The 13,543-nt window shown below is 58.6% G+C and carries 13 protein-coding genes; 11 read left to right on the forward strand and 2 right to left on the reverse strand.

Annotated elements, in window-relative coordinates; all coding sequences use genetic code 11:
* Positions 1-25: 25 nt before the first annotated feature.
* Positions 26-238, forward strand: coding sequence for a 50S ribosomal protein L31 (gene rpmE / locus AR306_RS00150; protein WP_101495526.1), 213 nt, complete (start codon positions 26-28; stop codon positions 236-238).
* A 186-nt stretch (positions 239-424) separates the two neighbouring features.
* The gene (locus AR306_RS00155; RefSeq protein WP_101495527.1) at positions 425-1,693 is read left to right on the forward strand and encodes a malic enzyme-like NAD(P)-binding protein; all 1,269 of its coding nucleotides are present in this window, start codon (positions 425-427) and stop codon (positions 1,691-1,693) included.
* A gap of 63 nt (positions 1,694-1,756) precedes the next feature.
* On the opposite strand, the gene AR306_RS00160 is transcribed toward AR306_RS00155, so the two are convergent.
* Positions 1,757-4,147 (reverse strand): penicillin-binding protein 1A, encoded by a 2,391-nt coding sequence (locus AR306_RS00160; protein WP_240622443.1) that lies wholly within the window; start codon positions 4,145-4,147, stop codon positions 1,757-1,759.
* Between the two features lie 182 nt (positions 4,148-4,329).
* Between AR306_RS00160 and AR306_RS00165 the strand changes: the two genes are divergently transcribed.
* From AR306_RS00165 to AR306_RS00205, 9 genes are all read left to right on the forward strand, one after another.
* The gene (locus tag AR306_RS00165; RefSeq protein WP_166627903.1) at positions 4,330-5,391 is read left to right on the forward strand and encodes a pilus assembly protein PilM; all 1,062 of its coding nucleotides are present in this window, start codon (positions 4,330-4,332) and stop codon (positions 5,389-5,391) included.
* Positions 5,391-5,975 (forward strand): PilN domain-containing protein, encoded by a 585-nt coding sequence (locus tag AR306_RS00170; protein ID WP_101495530.1) that lies wholly within the window; start codon positions 5,391-5,393, stop codon positions 5,973-5,975. Before AR306_RS00165 ends, AR306_RS00170 begins: the two co-directional genes overlap by 1 nt.
* Positions 5,972-6,595 carry a type 4a pilus biogenesis protein PilO gene (gene pilO, locus AR306_RS00175; protein ID WP_101495531.1) on the forward strand — a complete coding sequence of 208 codons (624 nt, stop codon included), beginning with the start codon at positions 5,972-5,974 and terminating at the stop codon, positions 6,593-6,595. The genes AR306_RS00170 and pilO overlap by 4 nt, the downstream gene beginning before the upstream one ends.
* Positions 6,592-7,116 (forward strand): pilus assembly protein PilP, encoded by a 525-nt coding sequence (locus AR306_RS00180; RefSeq protein WP_101495532.1) that lies wholly within the window; start codon positions 6,592-6,594, stop codon positions 7,114-7,116. Before pilO ends, AR306_RS00180 begins: the two co-directional genes overlap by 4 nt.
* Before the next feature lie 50 nt (positions 7,117-7,166).
* A complete protein-coding gene (pilQ, locus tag AR306_RS00185; RefSeq protein WP_101495533.1) occupies positions 7,167-9,194 on the forward strand; it encodes a type IV pilus secretin PilQ in 2,028 nt (675 codons plus the stop codon).
* Positions 9,194-9,706: a shikimate kinase AroK gene (aroK, locus tag AR306_RS00190; protein ID WP_101495534.1), complete on the forward strand. Its 513-nt coding sequence runs from the start codon at positions 9,194-9,196 to the stop codon at positions 9,704-9,706. The genes pilQ and aroK overlap by 1 nt, the downstream gene beginning before the upstream one ends.
* A gap of 51 nt (positions 9,707-9,757) precedes the next feature.
* Positions 9,758-10,855, forward strand: coding sequence for a 3-dehydroquinate synthase (gene aroB / locus AR306_RS00195; RefSeq protein WP_101495535.1), 1,098 nt, complete (start codon positions 9,758-9,760; stop codon positions 10,853-10,855).
* 18 nt (positions 10,856-10,873) lie between these two features.
* Positions 10,874-12,418, forward strand: coding sequence for an AAA family ATPase (locus tag AR306_RS00200; protein WP_101495536.1), 1,545 nt, complete (start codon positions 10,874-10,876; stop codon positions 12,416-12,418).
* 73 nt (positions 12,419-12,491) lie between these two features.
* Positions 12,492-12,848: a hypothetical protein gene (locus tag AR306_RS00205; RefSeq protein ID WP_101495537.1), complete on the forward strand. Its 357-nt coding sequence runs from the start codon at positions 12,492-12,494 to the stop codon at positions 12,846-12,848.
* Here AR306_RS00205 and AR306_RS00210 read toward each other — a convergent pair.
* Positions 12,845-13,516 carry a TetR family transcriptional regulator gene (locus tag AR306_RS00210; protein ID WP_101495538.1) on the reverse strand — a complete coding sequence of 224 codons (672 nt, stop codon included), beginning with the start codon at positions 13,514-13,516 and terminating at the stop codon, positions 12,845-12,847. The genes AR306_RS00205 and AR306_RS00210 overlap by 4 nt on opposite strands.
* Positions 13,517-13,543: the final 27 nt, after the last annotated feature.

Below are 13,543 nucleotides of genomic sequence, written 5' to 3' on the forward strand. Positions count from 1 at the left end.
ACAATTTCATATTTGAGGACACACCATGAAAGCTGATATTCACCCAAATTATGCCGACATTAGCGCTACCTGCAGCTGCGGTAATGTCATCAAGACCCGTTCTACCCTGGCACAAGACATCAGCATCGATGTTTGTTCCGAATGCCACCCTTTCTACACCGGCAAGCAAAAAGTGCTGGACGTTGGTGGCCGCATCGACCGCTTCAAACAGCGTTTTGGCGGTTTTGCCAGCAAGTAAGCAACTGTGTTATCAAAAAAGCGCCTTCATCGGGCGCTTTTTTTATGTCCGGACAGTCGTTGGCAGGCTTATTGTCGCACTTGTCGGGACGTCCTATCTTGCGTATGCTCATTACCCTAAAAATAAAGGAACGGCTGCCAGCGTGTCAGCCAGCTCCACCCTCTTTTTTCTAGTGGAACGCCCATCATGTCAGACCTTAAAGCTGCAGCCCTCGAGTACCATATGTCGCCACGCCCAGGCAAAACCAGCGTCGAGCTGACCAAGCCGACGTCCAGTGCCCGCGACCTGGCGCTGGCCTACAGTCCGGGTGTGGCCGAGCCGGTGCGCGAAATTGCCGATGATCCTGCGCTGGCCTACAAGTACACCAACAAGGGTAACCTGGTGGCCGTGGTCTCCGATGGCACGGCGGTGCTGGGGCTGGGTGATACCGGTCCGCTGGCTTCAAAGCCGGTCATGGAAGGCAAGGCGGTACTGTTCAAGCGCTTTGCCGGAGTTGATGTGTTCGACATCGAGGTGGCATCGGAGAGCCCGCAGGCGTTCATCGATACCGTGCGCCGTATTTCCATCACTTTCGGCGGCATCAACCTGGAAGACATCAAGGCGCCCGAGTGTTTTGACATTGAGCGCGCGCTGATCGAGCAGTGTGATATCCCGGTGTTTCACGACGACCAGCACGGTACTGCCATTGTGACTGCGGCCGGCATGCTCAATGCGCTGGATATTGCCGGTAAAAAACTTGAGGATGCGAAAATTGTCTGTTTGGGGGCGGGTGCGGCAGCCACTGCCTGCATGAAACTCCTGATCAGTCTGGGTGCGAAGCTGGAAAATATCTATATGGTTGACCGCAAGGGAGTCATCCATAGTGGTCGTGACGATCTCAACCAGTACAAGGCGGCTTTTGCACATGCCACTGACCAGCACACGCTGGAGCAGGCGATGGAGGGGGCCGACGTGTTCGTCGGCTTGTCCGGACCGAACTTGCTGAGCGCCGAGAACCTCAAGCGCATGGCCGACAACCCGATCGTCTTTGCCTCGTCCAACCCCGATCCGGAAATCCGCCCCGAGCTGGCGCATGCGACGCGCTCTGATGTCATCATGGCGACCGGGCGTTCAGATTATCCGAACCAGGTCAATAACGTCCTGTGTTTCCCCTTCATTTTCCGTGGTGCCCTGGATGTGCGGGCGACCCGTATCAACGAAGAAATGAAGATTGCAGCCGTCCATGCTGTTCGCGAACTGGCGAAGCTGCCGTGTCCGGCGGAAGTCTGTGCCGCTTATGGCCTGGAGAAGCTGGAGTTTGGTCGCAACTACATTCTGCCCAAGCCGATAGATTCTCGCTTGATCACCCTGGTTGCTGATGCTGTTGCCCGCGCTGCGATTGATAGCGGTGTAGCCACGCTGCCTTATCCGGAAAACTATCCGCTGCAGTCGGTTGATGATGTGTTCAAGTTCTGACGGCGCATTCAACGGGCAACAAAAAACCGGCATTGCCGGTTTTTTGTTGCCCGTTGAATGCGCCTAGAACAGGTCGAACAGGTTGTCTTGAGGAGTCTGCGCGGGTGCTTCTCCACTGTCCTGGCCGAAGTCGAAGACCGGGCTGAATTCGTCCATGCGTGGGGGCGTATCCTCCTGCTTGAACAGCTCGAAGTAGCTGTTGGCGCTGTTGGCGGAGGCCAGTCTGCCACTTTCACGGTCAACCCGCAAAACGCTCAGGCCACGCGGCTCGGGCTGGTTGCTGGCCGGTGAGTCGGCCAGCGCCTGGCCCATGTAGTCAACCCAGATCGGCAATGAGATGGTGGCGCCGTATTCGCGCCGGCCGAGGGTTTCCGGCTGATCGAAGCCGGCCCAGACCGAGGTCAGCAGGCTGTAATTGTAGCCGATGAACCAGCTGTCAAAGGAGTCGTTGGTGGTACCGGTCTTGCCGGCCAGGTCGGTGCGCTTCAGGCTCAGGGCGCGACGGCCGGTGCCGTGCTTGATCACGTCCTTGAGGATATCTGTCATGAGGTAGGCGGTGCGCTCGTCGATCACCGCTTCGGCCAGTACCGGCTTGCTGTCGGGGTCGTCCGTCTTGCGGGTCTGGGCCAGTTGCGGGGTGACGGCCGGGCTGGCTGCATAGATGGTGCGCTCGTCCCGGTCACTGATGCTCTGGATGATGTAAGGGTCAACCTTGTAGCCGCCGTTGGCGAACACTGCCCAGGCTATGGTCAGGTCGATGGGAGTCAGGGTCGCCGAGCCAAGCGATAGTGACAGATTGGGCGGCAGGTCGGTTTTTTTCAGGCCGAAGTGGCTGATGTAATCACGGGTGTAGGGGATGCCAATATCCTGCAGGATCCGGATGGACACCATATTGCGTGAGCGATACAGGCCTTCGCGCAAGCGGATCGGGCCGAGGAAGTTGTTGTCGGAGTTTTTTGGCCGCCAGACTTCTTTCATGCCGGCTTCAAAGATTTCGATGGGTGCGTCATTGATCAGGGTCGCCGGAGTGTAGCCTGCATCCAGTGCTGCGCTGTAAATGAACGGCTTGAAGCTTGAGCCGGGCTGACGCTGTGCCTGGGTGGCCCGGTTGTAGTGGCTGTGCTCGAAGGACAGGCCGCCGACCAGCGCGCGAATGGCTCCGTCATGGGGATTGAGGGATACCAGTGAAGCCTGGATTTTCGGCAGCTGGGAGAAGGCCAGTTTGCCATCTGCGCCTTGCTCAACGCGAATCAGGTCGCCGACGCTGGCGACAGCGGCGGGATTGCGTGGTGACGCGCCACGACTGGAGTTGCTGAGGAAAGGAGCTGCCCAGCGCATGCTTTGCCAGTCAACATGCTCTTCGCTGCCGTCGGCCAGCATGACAAAAATCCCGTCGCTGGCCACCGCACTGACAATGGCCGGAATGAACTGGTTGATGCGTTTGGTGTTGCGCAGCGCGCTTTGCCAGTCGCCGCGTTTTTCTATCCTGGCTTCCGGTCCGCGATAACCGTGGCGCCGGTCATAGTCGGTGAGGCCACGAAAAACTGCCTGCTGGGCATGGTTTTGCAGGTCGGCGGGTACGGTGGTACGCACATTGAGGCCGTCGGTGTAGGCATCGCTGCCGTACCGGTTGATCATTTCAAGGCGTACCATCTCCGCGACATAGGGGGCATAGACATCGGGGCTTTTGATGTGTAGCTTGGCATCCTGTTCGGCATTTACCGCTTCTTCGTACTGCTGCTGGTCGATGTGCCCGAGCCTCAGCATGCGACCGAGAATCCAGTCGCGCCGCTCCATGCTGCGTGCAGGGTTGGCAAGCGGGTTATAGCGCGAAGGCGCTTTCGGCAAGCCGGCGAGCATGGCCATTTGTGCCAGGCTTAGATCTTTTATTGACTTGCCGTAATACACGTTGGCTGCCGCTTCGATACCATAGGCGCGGTTGCCCAGGTAGATCTTGTTGACGTACAACTCAAGGATTTCGTTTTTGCTCAGTTCACGCTCGATTTGCAGGGCCAGAAGGATTTCATTGGCCTTGCGGGAAAAACTGCGCTCACTGGTCAAAAAGAAGTTTTTCGCCACCTGCATGGTGATGGTGCTGCCGCCAGTCTGGATACGACCAGTCTTGACCAGCTGGGCTGCTGCCCGCAAAAGGCTGCCTGGATCAACGCCATGGTGTTTAGTGAAGTTGTCGTCTTCTGCTGACAGCAAAGCATTGATAAAATCCTGCGGGACTTCATCAAAGCGGATCGGAGTGCGGCGCATTTCGCCAAACTCCTCGATAAGCTGGTCGTCTTCGCTGTAGACTCGCAAAGGCATCTGTAGTTCCACGTGACGCAGCGATTCGACAGATGGCAAATTGGGGCTGAGATAGAGGTAGGCACCTGCCAAACTGAGTACTACTCCGCAAATTAAAGCAATGGCTAGCGCGAACAGGGACTTTACGACGAGTATCAAGGTAGATTTATTCCCAATAAAAATGAATGGGTTAGAGGGGCTAGGGGTGCGAGATACAAAATTACGGCACATTATAAGCGCTTTTTTTGTCCGGAAGCCATTTGCGATTCGGCTCAGAGTGGTATTTAATGTGGATAACCATAAAACGTCTGTAAGTGACGGATGCTGATAGGAATTCGGTCGTGCTAGGGCTCTTAAAAAAGAAATCAAAAACCATGCTGGGGATTGATATCAGTTCAACCTCGGCCAAGCTCATTGAATTGAGCCGCACAGGCGCCGGCTATAAGGTAGAGGCTTTTGCCGTCGAGCCACTGCCACCCAATGCCATTGTTGACAAGAATATTGCCGAGTTGGAACTGGTCGGACAGGTGGTGAGCCGGCTGGTGGCCAAGTCGCGCAGCAATCTGAAAGAGGCGGCGGTGGCAGTTTCGGGTGCAGCCGTGATCACCAAGCAGATCCTGATGGAGCGTGGCTTGAGTGATGATGAACTCGAAACCCAGCTGCGGCTCGAGGCGGACCAGTACATTCCGTATCCGATTGACGAGGTTGCCATTGATTTCGAGGTCCTCGGGCCATCCACCACTCCGGACCGGGACATGGTATTGCTGGCCGCCTGCCGGCGTGAAAACGTCGAGATCAGGGAGGCTGCCCTGGCGCTGGCCGGACTCAAGGCTCGAGTGGTCGAAGTCGAGGCCTATGCGCTGGAGCGGGCCTTCGGTCTGGTTGCCGAGCAGCTGGAAGGGCGTGGCGAGGAGCTGACCGTGGCAGTGGTGGATATTGGTGCCACCACCATGACCCTGAGCGTGATGCACAAGGGCGAGACCATTTACACTCGCGAGCAGATGTTTGGCGGCAAGCAGTTGACCGATGAAATCCAGCGCCGTTATGGCCTGTCCTATGAAGAGGCAGGACTGGCGAAAAAACGCGGCGGCTTGCCTGATGACTACGAACAGGAAGTTCTGGAACCATTCAAGGAAACCATCGCGCAACAAATTTCCCGCGCGCTGCAGTTTTTCTTTGCTACCGGCCAGCTGACCGAAGTGGACTATATCCTGCTGGCAGGAGGCTCCTCGGCCATTACCGGGCTGGATGTGCTGGTACAACAGAGCATCGGCACCCCGACAGTGATTGCCAACCCCTTCGCCAACATGACGGTGGACAGCAAGGTCAATGTTGAGGCGCTGGCCAGTGATGCGCCTGCCTTGCTGATCGCATGTGGCTTGGCAATGAGGAGTTTTGACTGATGGCACGTATAAACCTATTGCCCTGGCGGGAACAGCTGAGGGAACAACGCAAGCAACAGTTCATCGCGACACTGGTGGGCGTGTTATTGCTGGGGGCGGCGGTAGTTTTTCTGGCCGACCAGGCATTCAACCACATGATTGACCAGCAGCGGGCACGCAATAATTTCATTCGCCAGGAAATCACGGCGCTTGATGCCCGCATCAAGGAAATCAGCGAGCTGCGCAAGAAACGCCAGGAGCTGATCGATCGTACCAAGGTGATCCAGGATCTGCAGGGTAACCGCCCGATCGTGTCTCGCGTGTTTGACCAGCTGGTGCGTACCATACCGGACGGGGTTTTCTTCACTTCGGTGAAAATGACCGGCAAGAATGTCGCCATTGAAGGAACTGCTGAAAGTAATAACTTGATTTCCAGCCTGATGCGCAACCAGGATGCTTCGGACTGGCTGGCTGCGCCGAATCTGGCGGAAGTCAAGACGGTTGAGGCCCGTGAGGCGGACGGCCAGGAGCTGAGCAAGTTCCGTTTGTCGGTGCAGCAAACCAAGCCTGCCGATGAGGAACAAGGACAAGGAGCACGGCAATGAGCCTGAAAGATTCGCTGAAAAGCCTCAACGAGATCGACTTCAACGATTTGGATCTCAATAATCTTGGCTCATGGCCTGCTCCGGTCAAGGTCATCAGCGCCATTTTGTTGCTGGTCATTGTTCTGGTGGCCGGCTACTTCATGCACGTGCAGGACTTGCAGGACGAGCTGACCCGCCAGCAGGCCGAAGAAGTCACACTCAAGCAGCAGTTCGAGTCCAAGGTGCGCCAGGCGGCGAACCTCGAAGCCTACAAGGAGCAGATGGTGCTGATGGAGGCGTCGTTTGACAAGCTGTTGCGCCAGCTGCCCAGTGACACCGAGGTGCCGGGCTTGCTGGAAGATATTACCAGCGCAGGTCTGAATTCAGGGCTGGAGTTCGAGGAAATCAGATTGCTGCAGGAAGTGGCACAGCAGTTCTATATCGAGCTGCCAATCCAGATCAAGGTCGTGGGTGGCTATCATGAGCTGGCGACCTTTGTCAGCGCGGTGGCCAGCATGCCGCGAATCGTGACATTGCACGACTTCCAGATCGTACCGGACAAGAGTGGCAGTGCTTCACGCCTGGCAATGAATATCCAGGTTAAAACTTACCGTTATAACGATCAGGGACAGGCACGATGAAAAAGATCATTCGTCTGGGCTTGCTGGCCATGTTGGGCGCCGGCGTGGCTGGCTGTGACGGCTCCTATGCGGATTTGCAGGCATACATGGACGAGGTGCGCGCGCAGCCGCGCGGCAGGATCGAGCCCATGCCCAAAGAGGTCGTTTACGAGCCTTTCACTTACAAGGCGTCCGGCTTGCGCAGTCCGTTCCAGCCTCCGATGAAGCTTGAACTGGCCCGGCAGGAGCGGGGGCGCAGTGATATCAGACCGGATGAAACCAGGATCAAGGAGTTTCTTGAAGGATTCAATCTGGAAAGTTTTGTGATGGTCGGTACCCTGGCCAACAAGGGGGGATCCTTTGCCCTGATGCGTGGTGGCGATGGCGTGCATCGCGTACGTGTCGGCGATTACATGGGGCGTAATCACGGGCGGATCGTTTCAATTACGGCGGATGCTGTAGAAGTGGTGGAGCTTGTGCCGGATGGTGAGGGTGGCTGGCTGGAGCGGCCGCGTACCCTGGCCCTGAAGGAGCGCTCGTAAGGTGAAACACTATGCTTAAGATTAACTGGAAAAAACAACGGAACTGGACCATGAAAACTCAACTATTGTCACGTGCGCTGGCAACCCTGATGGCGGTAAGTGCACCGGCCATTCTTGCCGCAGACCTGAATGCGCTTGATGTTGCCAGCTTGCCGGGTGACAGGGTCGAGCTGAAACTTACCTTTGACGAGCCGGTCGACCTGCCGCGCGGCTATACCATTGAACAGCCGGCCCGCATCGCGCTGGACCTGCCGGGGGTCAGCAACAAGCTCAAAAGCAAGCACCAGGAGCTGGGCTCGGGCAATGCCCGCAGTGTGACCGTGGTCGAGGCCAAGGAACGCACCAGGGTCATCATCAACCTGACCAATTTGACCGGTTACAATACCCGGGCAGAAGGCAATAATCTGTATGTCGTGGTTGGCGATGGCGTGGCCCGCAACGAGGCCCAGGCACCCGCCCAGGTGACCCGACAAGCTTCGGCACCTGCTCGTCGTGCGGTACAGAATATCGATTTCCAGCGTGGTGAGCAGGGTGAAGGCAACGTGGTGATTGATCTGAGCGCCACCGCTGGCAGCCCGAGTATCCAGGAGCGCGGCAACCGCATCGAGCTGAATTTCCCGAAAACCGCATTGCCTGACGAGTTGCGTGTCCGCCTTGACGTGAAAGATTTTGCCACGCCGGTGAACTTCATCAGTGCGACCGAAAAGGCTGGTGGTACTGCCATTGTCATCGAGTCGGCAGGAGACTTCGATTATCTGGCCTATCAGACCGACAACCGCATGACCGTCAGCGTCAAGCCGATGAGCAAGCAGGAAAAGGAAAAGCGTGATGCCGACCGCTTCACCTATACCGGCGAAAAGCTATCGCTCAACTTCCAGGATATTGACGTGCGTTCGGTCCTGCAGCTGATTGCCGACTTCACGGACCTCAATCTGGTGGCCAGTGATACGGTCCAGGGCAACATTACCCTGCGCCTGCAGAATGTTCCCTGGGATCAGGCGTTGGAGCTGGTGCTGAAGACCAAGGGTCTGGCCCAGCGCAAGGTGGGCAACGTCTTGCTGGTCGCACCGGCTGACGAAATTGCCGCCCGTGAGCGCCAGGAACTGGAGGCCCAGCAGCAAATTGCCGAACTGGCCCCGCTGCGTCGCGAGCTGATCCAGGTCAACTATGCCAAGGCATCGCAGATCGCCGCCCTGTTCCAGTCGGTCACCAGCGGCCAGGACTCGGCAGACCGTGGTTCGGTCACTGTGGATGACCGTACCAACAGCATCATCGCCTATCAGACCCAGGAACGCCTGGACGAACTGCGCCGTGTAGTGGCCCAGCTGGATATTCCGGTCCGTCAGGTGATGATCGAGGCGCGGATTGTCGAAGCGGATGTCAACTACGACAAGGAGCTTGGTGTGCGCTGGGGTGGCAGCATGGGCCGTTCGGCTGGCAGCACTGCCAGTACCCGCTGGAGTGCCAATGGTGCGTTGGCCGGCAACAACTTTGTCGACCTGGGTGCCACCGGGGCTACCTCGGGTATCGGCATCGGTTTCCTGACCAACCATGTCTTGCTTGACCTGCAGCTGTCGGCGATGGAAAAGACCGGTCATGGCGAGGTGGTTTCCCAGCCCAAGGTGGTCACCTCCGACAAGGAAACTGCCAAGATCATGAAGGGTGCCGAGGTTCCCTATCAGGAAGCCAGCTCCAGTGGTTCGACCAGCACATCCTTCAAGGAAGCTGCCCTGTCGCTGGAAGTGACTCCGCAGATCACACCGGACAACCGCATCATCATGGACGTCAAGGTAACCAAGGACGAGCCTGATTTCGCCAATGCGCTGGACGGCGTGCCGCCGATCAAGAAAAACGAGGTCAACGCAAAGGTTCTGGTATCCGACGGCGAGACCATCGTGATTGGCGGCGTGTTCTCCAACCAGCAGCAGCGTTCGGTCGAGAAGGTGCCGTTCCTGGGTGACGTGCCGGTTATCGGCCGCCTGTTCAAGCGCAACCTGGTCAGCGATACCAAGTCCGAATTGCTGGTCTTCATCACGCCGCGCATCCTGGCCAACCAGGCTGTTAGCCTGAATCATTGATGCGCCAGCGCAACCTGACCCTGGTCGGTCCGATGGGTGCCGGTAAAAGCACCATCGGCCGGCTATTGGCCAAAGAGCTGGGGCTGCTCTTCCAGGACTCGGACCGGATTATTGAAGAGCGCACCGGCGCCGGTATTCCGCTGATTTTCGAGCTGGAGGGCGAAGCCGGATTCCGCGAGCGCGAGCAGCTGGTCATCGGCGAGCTGATGCAACAGCGGGGGATGGTTCTGGCTACTGGTGGCGGTGCCGTGCTTAGGCCGGAAAATCGTGCGGCTCTGGCCGCCGGCAGCCTGGTGATTTATCTGCATGCATCGGTTGAGCACCAGCTGGAACGCACGGCACGGGATCGCAACCGGCCATTGTTGCAGACTGAAAACCCCGGGCAGGTGCTGCAGGACTTGCTGGCGGTGCGTGAGCCTCTTTACCGTGAAATAGCCGACATCATCATCGAGACTGATACCCGGCCGCCGCGCATGGTGGTACAGGAAATCCTGGCACAACTTGATTTGTAAAGCTGCAGCTGTGATTATCAGTGGCTTGATTTGTCCCTTACGGTAACTCCCATGCGAACCCTCACCGTTGATCTGGCTGAACGCAGCTATCCCATTCATATCGGAGCCGGCATTCTGGAGAATCCGGAGCTGTTCGGCCCGCATCTGCAAAGCCGCAAGGTGGCCATTGTCAGCAACACCACTGTCGCGCCCCTGTATCTGGAGCGTGTGCGTAATGCCCTGCGCGGACACGAACTGACCGAAATCATTCTGCCGGATGGCGAGGCGTACAAGGACTGGCCGACCCTGCAGATGATTTTTGACGGGCTGCTGAAGGACCGGCATGACCGCAAGACCACCCTGATTGCCCTGGGTGGTGGAGTGACCGGAGACATGACCGGTTTTGCTGCCGCCTGTTATCAGCGCGGGGTGGGCTTTATCCAGGTGCCGACTACCCTGTTGTCGCAAGTGGATTCGTCGGTGGGTGGCAAAACCGGCATCAACCACCCGCTGGGCAAAAACATGATCGGGGCTTTTTACCAGCCCAAAGCGGTAATCATCGATACCGCGACATTGACGACCCTGCCGCCAAGAGAATTGGCCGCCGGGCTGGCCGAAGTGATCAAGTATGGCCTGATCTGTGATGCGGATTTCCTCGGGTGGCTTGAGCGCCACATGCAGGATCTGAACCGGCTTGAACCTGAAGCCCTCACCGAAGCGATAGAGCGCTCCTGTCAGGCCAAGGCTCGTGTTGTGGCGGAAGACGAGCGAGAGTCCGGTATTCGCGCCATCCTCAATCTGGGGCATACATTCGGGCATGCGATTGAAACCGAGATGGGCTATGGCAACTGGCTGCATGGCGAGGCGGTCGCGGCAGGCACCGTCATGGCCCTGCACATGTCGCAGCAGCTGGGCTGGATTACCGATGAGGCTGTCCGGCGTGCAGTAGCACTGCTGAAGCAGGCAAAGCTGCCGGTAGTGCCACCTGCCGGCATGCAAGCGGCTGATTTTCTGCGGCATATGGCGGTTGACAAGAAGGCACTGGACGGCCAGATCCGGCTGGTGCTGCTGGAACGAATCGGTGAGGCGCTGGTGACTGCAGATTACCCTGCCGCGTTGCTTGCAGCAGTGCTGCAGGCCGACTATGAAACGCTGACAGCCGCGTGTTGAACAGGTAGAGCCCTGAGTATGGATATCCGACAGGACAATGGCGCTTTTGCCGCTCATTTTGGTCTGCAACACAACCCGTTTGCCGCTGCCAGCAGCTTCCAGTTCTACAAGCCCCGGCGCCGGGTTGTGCTCGAACAGCTGATCCATTTTTCCCGTTACAGCGAACTGGTTTTGGCTGTGACCGGCCCCTGGGGCAGTGGCAAGACCGTGCTGCGGCATGCGATGGCCGCTGCGGGCAAGGAATCCGTGCTGAGTGTAGTGGTATCGGCATTGAAAAGTGGCGATGCTGCAGGCATTGCTCAGCAGATCGCATATGCCCTGCAGATCACCCATGCAGATATCATGGGCTTGTTGCATGCCGTTGAGCAGTCAGTGCTGGCCGGCAAGGATGTGCACTTGCTGGTTGATGACGCAGAGGCGCTGGATGCGTCGGCCCTGCTGCTGCTGCAGCGGCTTGCGTCCGGCAACGGGCGAGCCCGCTGCAAGGTGTTCCTGTTTGGCGAGCCGGCCTTGCAGAGCATGCTGCAGGACATGGCCGGTGCAGATGGCGGAGCAGACTACCATTTGATCGAACTCGAGCCCTGGACTGTCGAAGAGGCTGAAGGTTATGTGCAGCAGCGCTTGCAGTCTGCCGGGCGCGGCCTTGACCTGTTCACTGGCCAGGAGCTGGGCGCCCTGCTCGAGCGGGGACTGGGCTGGCCGGGAGTGATCAACCAGCAGGCGCAGGAGTTGCTGCTGGAGCGGCTGTCCGCCGACGAGCGGTCCAAACCGGCTGCTGCCCCCCTGCAGCGCGGAAAAGCTGTTTTGCCTTACCGTCACCTGGTGGCACTGCTGGTGGTTACATTTCTGTTCATCTTTGCCTGGTATCAGCTGGATGACAGCAAGGACAAACCAGACCGGGCCGGCCTGACGGAGCCAGTCAGCACCAGCCCCGGACAGAAAGGGCCGACAGCGCAGAAACGCGTCATGCTGGACTTGCCGGCCAGCGAACCTGCCGCCGCATCCCGGCCGGCTCTGCAGCCGCAACAGGTTGCTGTTGAGCGGCAAGCGGCACTGGTACCACCGCCACCACCGGTTGAGGAGCCGGTGACGGCTGTACCAGAGCCGGTCGTGGCCGCGCCTGTACCGCCCCCCGCACCTCAGGTTGCTGCCGCGCAACAGGTTCCCGAAACCCCGGCAGCGCCTCCTGCAGTGCAACCTGAGCCGGCCAGAGCACCGGCAAAACCGGCCGAGCCGCCCAAGCCCAAGGTGGCAGCTGCAGTCGCCGAGCGTCGGGCGGCTACTGCCGACAACTGGTACGCCGCGCAGCCGGCGCAAGGCTATACGCTACAGCTGTTCGCCACTGCCAGTGAACAGAATGCGCGCCAGTTTGTGCAGGCCAACGGTAACCAGTTTCACTACTTCCGCAAGGTGCATCAGGGGCAGCAGCTGTTTGTTGTCACCCATGGCCGTTTTGACAATGCGACTGCTGCGAAGGCTGCCATTGAGCGCTTGCCCGAGTCGCTACGCCGGAACAAGCCCTGGCCGCGCACGTTTGCCAGCATCCGGCAGGAAATGCGCTAACCGGATACCTTTGCGTCAGACCAGATACCACCGTGGCCATATCAGCCATGGCCATTTTTTGTGGAGAAGCAGGATGTTGCGTAAGTTTTTTGTGCTGTTGCCGCTGATGTTGACCGGAAATGCCCTGGCCGGTGAGTATCTGCGTGATCAGGCCGAGGTTGAAGCCCTGCTCAAGGGGGCCACTCTGGACGGGACCTATTTGCGCACCCATTCGGATTACAGGCTGGTATTCCGTGCGGACGGCACGCTGGAGGATGGCCGTGAGGCAGGCGCGCGCTGGTGGGTCAGCGAGCAGGGGCAATATTGCCGTGAGTGGTTGAGCGGCCCGCTGGCCGGCAACGAGGGCTGCATGGACCTGCGCCTCGATGACGGGCGTATCCAGCTGTTCTTTGACGGCAGGCAGGTTGCTGAAGGTGTTTTGCGCCACTAGTGGCTGGTTGACTCGGAGCTGGTCAAGGCGGAGCAGGGTTGTGCCGGCGAGCTGTCCCAGTTGCCGAACATGCCGCTGAGCAGGATATCGAGATAGGGCTGGATATTGCTGGCGTCGAGCAGGTGCGGGTCGCGCAGCCAGTCACTGAGCAGGCCGACAAAGAGCGAATGCAGTGTCACTGCGGCCATGCGCGGGCTGATGCCCGGCCGCAGCTGTGCGGTTACGTGTGGTTCGGCAAACAGTGCGGTGCACAGGTCGATGAATTCGTTGATGAAGACCTCGTGCTGCTGCTCGGCTTCGAGCATTTCGTCGGTGAACTCACACCGGCGCAACAGAATGGTGAAGATCTGCCGTTTGCTCGGCTCGCGCACCAGGGTAGCCATGGCTTCGGTGCACAGGTTGCGCAGGCCGACAATGGGGTTTTCCGGATCACACAGCTTGACCCGCTGTGCGATCAGCTCGGCGGGCAGGCGCACCTGGCTGAGCATGGCATGGAACAGGTCAGCCTTGTTCTTGAAATGCCAGTACACCGCACCACGGGTCACGCCTGCCTGCCGGGCGATTTGCTCCAGTGAAGTGTGCGCCACCCCTTGCCGCAGAAACAGGGTCTCGGCGGCTTCCAGGATGGCGGAGCGGGTCTTGTCGGCGTCTTGTTTGGTTCTGCGCATGGTCTGCTGTGTGTCAACGGAGTTATG

Origin of the sequence: Thiopseudomonas denitrificans, assembly GCF_002866065.1 — a bacterium.
Lineage (GTDB): Bacteria > Pseudomonadota > Gammaproteobacteria > Pseudomonadales > Pseudomonadaceae > Thiopseudomonas > Thiopseudomonas denitrificans.

Coding starts and splice junctions, on each gene's coding strand:
- pilQ (WP_101495533.1), top strand. CDS start 7,167: ATGAAAACTCAACTATTGTCACGTGCGCTGGCAACCCTGATGGCGGTA.
- AR306_RS00210 (WP_101495538.1), bottom strand. CDS start 13,516: ATGCGCAGAACCAAACAAGACGCCGACAAGACCCGCTCCGCCATCCTG.
- aroB (WP_101495535.1), top strand. CDS start 9,758: ATGCGAACCCTCACCGTTGATCTGGCTGAACGCAGCTATCCCATTCAT.
- AR306_RS00205 (WP_101495537.1), top strand. CDS start 12,492: ATGTTGCGTAAGTTTTTTGTGCTGTTGCCGCTGATGTTGACCGGAAAT.
- AR306_RS00180 (WP_101495532.1), top strand. CDS start 6,592: ATGAAAAAGATCATTCGTCTGGGCTTGCTGGCCATGTTGGGCGCCGGC.
- AR306_RS00170 (WP_101495530.1), top strand. CDS start 5,391: ATGGCACGTATAAACCTATTGCCCTGGCGGGAACAGCTGAGGGAACAA.
- rpmE (WP_101495526.1), top strand. CDS start 26: ATGAAAGCTGATATTCACCCAAATTATGCCGACATTAGCGCTACCTGC.
- pilO (WP_101495531.1), top strand. CDS start 5,972: ATGAGCCTGAAAGATTCGCTGAAAAGCCTCAACGAGATCGACTTCAAC.
- aroK (WP_101495534.1), top strand. CDS start 9,194: ATGCGCCAGCGCAACCTGACCCTGGTCGGTCCGATGGGTGCCGGTAAA.
- AR306_RS00155 (WP_101495527.1), top strand. CDS start 425: ATGTCAGACCTTAAAGCTGCAGCCCTCGAGTACCATATGTCGCCACGC.
- AR306_RS00200 (WP_101495536.1), top strand. CDS start 10,874: ATGGATATCCGACAGGACAATGGCGCTTTTGCCGCTCATTTTGGTCTG.